Source organism: Klebsiella sp. HMSC25G12 (assembly GCF_001807705.1).
Taxonomy (GTDB): Bacteria; Pseudomonadota; Gammaproteobacteria; order Enterobacterales; family Enterobacteriaceae; genus Klebsiella; species Klebsiella variicola.
This window is the reverse complement of sequence record NZ_KV789831.1, coordinates 1-3,563: the sequence shown is the minus strand read 5'-3', so window position 1 is coordinate 3,563 and position 3,563 is coordinate 1. Positions and strand designations below refer to the sequence as shown.

General features: G+C 57.7%; 2 protein-coding genes and 2 pseudogenes. 1 reads left to right on the top strand and 3 read right to left on the bottom strand.

Going from position 1 to position 3,563, the window contains the following annotated elements:
* Positions 1–30 precede the first annotated feature (30 nt).
* The 3 genes and pseudogenes from HMPREF3096_RS05545 to HMPREF3096_RS05535 all read right to left on the bottom strand — a co-directional run.
* Positions 31–504 (bottom strand): annotated as a pseudogene (locus HMPREF3096_RS05545) (transporter substrate-binding domain-containing protein); the annotation flags it as partial.
* A 23-nt stretch (positions 505–527) separates the two neighbouring features.
* Positions 528–1,400: a phytanoyl-CoA dioxygenase family protein gene (locus tag HMPREF3096_RS05540; protein ID WP_004224469.1), complete on the bottom strand. Its 873-nt coding sequence runs from the start codon at positions 1,398–1,400 to the stop codon at positions 528–530.
* A 26-nt stretch (positions 1,401–1,426) separates the two neighbouring features.
* Positions 1,427–2,947, bottom strand: coding sequence for an amino acid ABC transporter permease/ATP-binding protein (locus HMPREF3096_RS05535; RefSeq protein WP_004190429.1), 1,521 nt, complete (start codon positions 2,945–2,947; stop codon positions 1,427–1,429).
* Positions 2,948–3,315: 368 nt separating this feature from the next.
* On the opposite strand from HMPREF3096_RS05535, the pseudogene HMPREF3096_RS31340 reads away from it, so the two are divergent.
* Positions 3,316–3,531: pseudogene (locus HMPREF3096_RS31340) on the top strand (helix-turn-helix domain-containing protein); the annotation flags it as partial.
* Between the last annotated feature and the right edge of the window lie 32 nt (positions 3,532–3,563).

The following is a 3,563-nucleotide window of genomic DNA, read 5'->3' as shown; positions in this document are numbered from 1 at the left end:
TCGCACGAAATCTTATTTATTCAACAAAGCCGCGGAAAGCTTCTGCAATTGCGCCAGCCACGAGGTGGCGCCCATCGAGCCGATTTTATGCCCGCAGAAGTCCTCCGGGGTCTTAGGCTGGTAGTCGCCGCCTTTGCGGGCGAGGATCGCTTCCCCACTTTTCAGGTACGGCACCATATCGATCACCTTCAGGCGTTCGGCGGTAATGTACATCGACGAGTTGGTGATATCGAAGCGCCCGCCCTGCAGCCCGGGGATCAGGTTGGGGAAGCGGGTATCGATATTCACTGCTTCACGGCCCATAGTCTTCGCCAGACCATCGAGCAGCTCGATGTCAAAACCGGCTGGCTTATTGTTTTCCATGTACTCGTAAGGAAAAAAGGTCATGTCCGAACCGGCGGTGATCTTACCGCTTTGCTGAAAGGCCAGTGCGCTAAAGGATGTCAGAGCAGCCGCTGCGCAGAGCAGCAGGGTCAGCGGGCGTGGTGCGAAAATGCGTGTCATAAAACCTCCGGAGTGTGGGCAAATTACATGCTGGCGCGATCGGCGCCGGCCTGCTGAACAAAAAACGAAGCGCCGCGCGGCTTCTGCGGCAGACGAAGCTGGTTATTGGTGCTGCGCACCAGACCGCTCTCTTCTCCTGCGACCAGTTGGCCGGCATGGCGGCTCGGCAGCGGGTTTTCGCCGTAGGGTAGCGCATCCTCCGCGGCGTAGACGCTGATGAACAGGGTGCGCGGCAGGGCGGTCTCGTTGGGGCTGGAGGCGTGCAGCAGGCGGGTATGCATAAAGCAGACTGAGCCCGCCGGGCCAAAACAGGCCTGCGGCTGCTGGCAGTGCGTCGCCACCACCTCATCATCCACCGCCCCCGTGAAGCGCCCCTCCTGCCAGTGGGACCACAGCGGCCCCTGATGACTGCCCGGCACCACGTTGAGCGGACCATTCTCTGGGGTCACCTCGCTGACCATCAGCAGGGCGGTGATGATGTCGTCATTGCTGTGTGGGGTGAAAAGGAAATCCTGATGCCATTTCACCTCGGTGGCGGTGTGCGGCAGCTTGGAGTTAATTTTGCTGTGATGAAAGCGGGTGCCGCTGCCGCCGATCAATTGCGCGGCGATGGTCGCCATCCGCGAGTTCAGCGCAGTATGGCGATAGGCCTCGGAGATCTCCGTCGGGGAGGCGACCCGGCGCAGCGACGGATGGTCAGGAGCATGATCGCGCTCGATATCGAAGCGTGGCCGCCCGTCGAGGGTTTCTCCCCACACCGTCGCGTGACCGCGGCTCTCCTCGACCCAGCCGTCGAAATCGCTCTGCAGGGCGGCGATGTCGGCGCTGGAAAGCACCTCTTCGACCACCAGAAAACCCTGCTGATGAAACTGATCAATTTGCCACTGCGCAATCATAGTTTTTCCTCTTCACGTTCCGATAGTTAAGCCAGAGAAACATCTTTGAGAAAGGCCTCGACCCGCGGGTGTTGCCCGCTACGCATCGCCTGCGGCGTGTCATCGCACACCACCCGGCCTTTCTCCATAAACACGATCCGGTCGGACACTTTGAAGGCGAAGTTCATCTCGTGGGTGACGATGACCATGGTGATGCCTTCGTGGGCCAGGGATTCGATAACCTGCAGCACTTCATTCACTTTTTCCGGATCCAGCGCCGAGGTGGGCTCATCGAACAGCATGATCTGCGGACGCATCATCAGGGCGCGGGCGATCGCCACCCGCTGCTGCTGTCCGCCGGAGAGCTGGTGCGGATACTTCCAGGCGTGCTCCAGCATGCCCACTTTGTGCAGCAGTTCGCAGGCGTGCTGGCGGAGCTCCGCGTCACTTGCCAGATGGTGATAGCGCGGGGCCAGCAGCAGATTGCCGAACACGGTCAGATGCGGGAACAGGTTAAAGCTCTGGAACACCATGCCGATGTTCAGGCGATGTTCGGCATTCTCCATAAAGCGCGGCTTCTGCTGCCCCTGGCGGTCGAGGTGAATAAAGGGTTGGCCGTTAATCTGAATTTCGCCGTTATCGATCTGCTCAAGACCGTTCAGCAGGCGAATGAGGGTGGTTTTCCCCGAGCCTGACGGACCGATGACCGAGACCACCTCGCCGGGCTGGATCTGCAGGCTCACCGCCCCCAGCACTTCGACGTTGTTGTAGGCCTTATGCAGCTTAGAGGCCTGCAGCGCCGGCTCATGACTCTGGGTGACGCTGCGCGCCATCGCCGGGCGGCGGGCGCTGGCCAGCCGCTGCATCTCGGCATCTACCGGACGAGCGGTATTGCGCTGGGTCACGTCAAGGTAGTTCTCCAGCCGTTTCAGCAGAAAATCGAACACCGTGACGATAAAGATGTAATAAAACGCCACGGCCGTCATCGTCTCCATGACCAGAAAGTTCTGCGAGTAGAGCTGCTGGCCGACCATTAATATTTCGGTCAGGGAGATCACCGACACCAGCGAACTGAGCTTCACGATGGCGATATATTCATTGGCCAGCGCCGGCAGGGCGACGCGCAGCGCCTGGGGGATGATCACCCGCCACTGGATCCCGGCGTAGCGCAACCCCAGGGCCCGCGCGGCTTCGCTCTGCCCGCGAGGGATGGAGAGCAATCCGCCGCGGTGGATCTCGGCGATATAAGCCGCTTCGCTGAGGACCATCGCCAGCAGGCCGGCCCAGAAGGGATCGTTCAGCACCGGGGCGAAGGAGGGCAGCGCCTGCGGCATGTTGTAGACAAAAATCAGCAGGACCAGCAGCGGCATACTGCGAAATAACCAGATATACAGCCGGGCTGGGGTGGATAACCAGCCGCGCGGCGACTGTTTGGCCAGCGCCAGAATAAATCCGAGCACAATACTGCAGCCCCAGGTCAGCAGACTTAATTTAATGACGGTCCAGGTGGCCCACCAAAAATCGGCATCGCTGAGCAGGCTTAACATGTAGTTCCAGTTAAACGTCATGGGCTATTTCACTCGTCATAATTATCAAAAATGAAAGTGGCTCGGCTGTGCCGTAATGGGGAGCCACCGGTATTCATCGTGCGAATACACTATGCTGGCAGGATGCTTTCAGAGGCAATTAGTAAATTTTTGGCCTTTAAGTTTAAAAAAACTATACAGCGATATTAACGATATGGAATTTAAAGTGATTGTTAAGATACTTTGCGTAAACAATTTAAAAACAATGACTGTAATTCAATAACGCTATTTTGAGCAGACAGGTTATTTTGCGCGAAACTGGGGCAGACGCTGCCAGTCTGGCGTGCAGCGTGGCGCATGATGGTGCAATGGTGGAAATAAACCACGCGGGCGTAGAGCAATAATAAATATTGTCGCCCCTTGTCGGGCAATGCGCCGCTCTTTTCCGGGGGTGGCACGCGGATTGCTTGGGACTTAGAGGAAAACTATTCCCCGTGTGCGCCGGACCATATTTTATCAATGGTGATGCTATGAACCGATTTACCCTGAAGCAGCTCAAATATTTCGTCACCGTGGTGGAGACGGAGAGTATCGCCGAGGCCTCCCGCCAGCTGCACATTGCGCAGGGCTTTGTTGAATAAATAAGATTTCGTGCGAA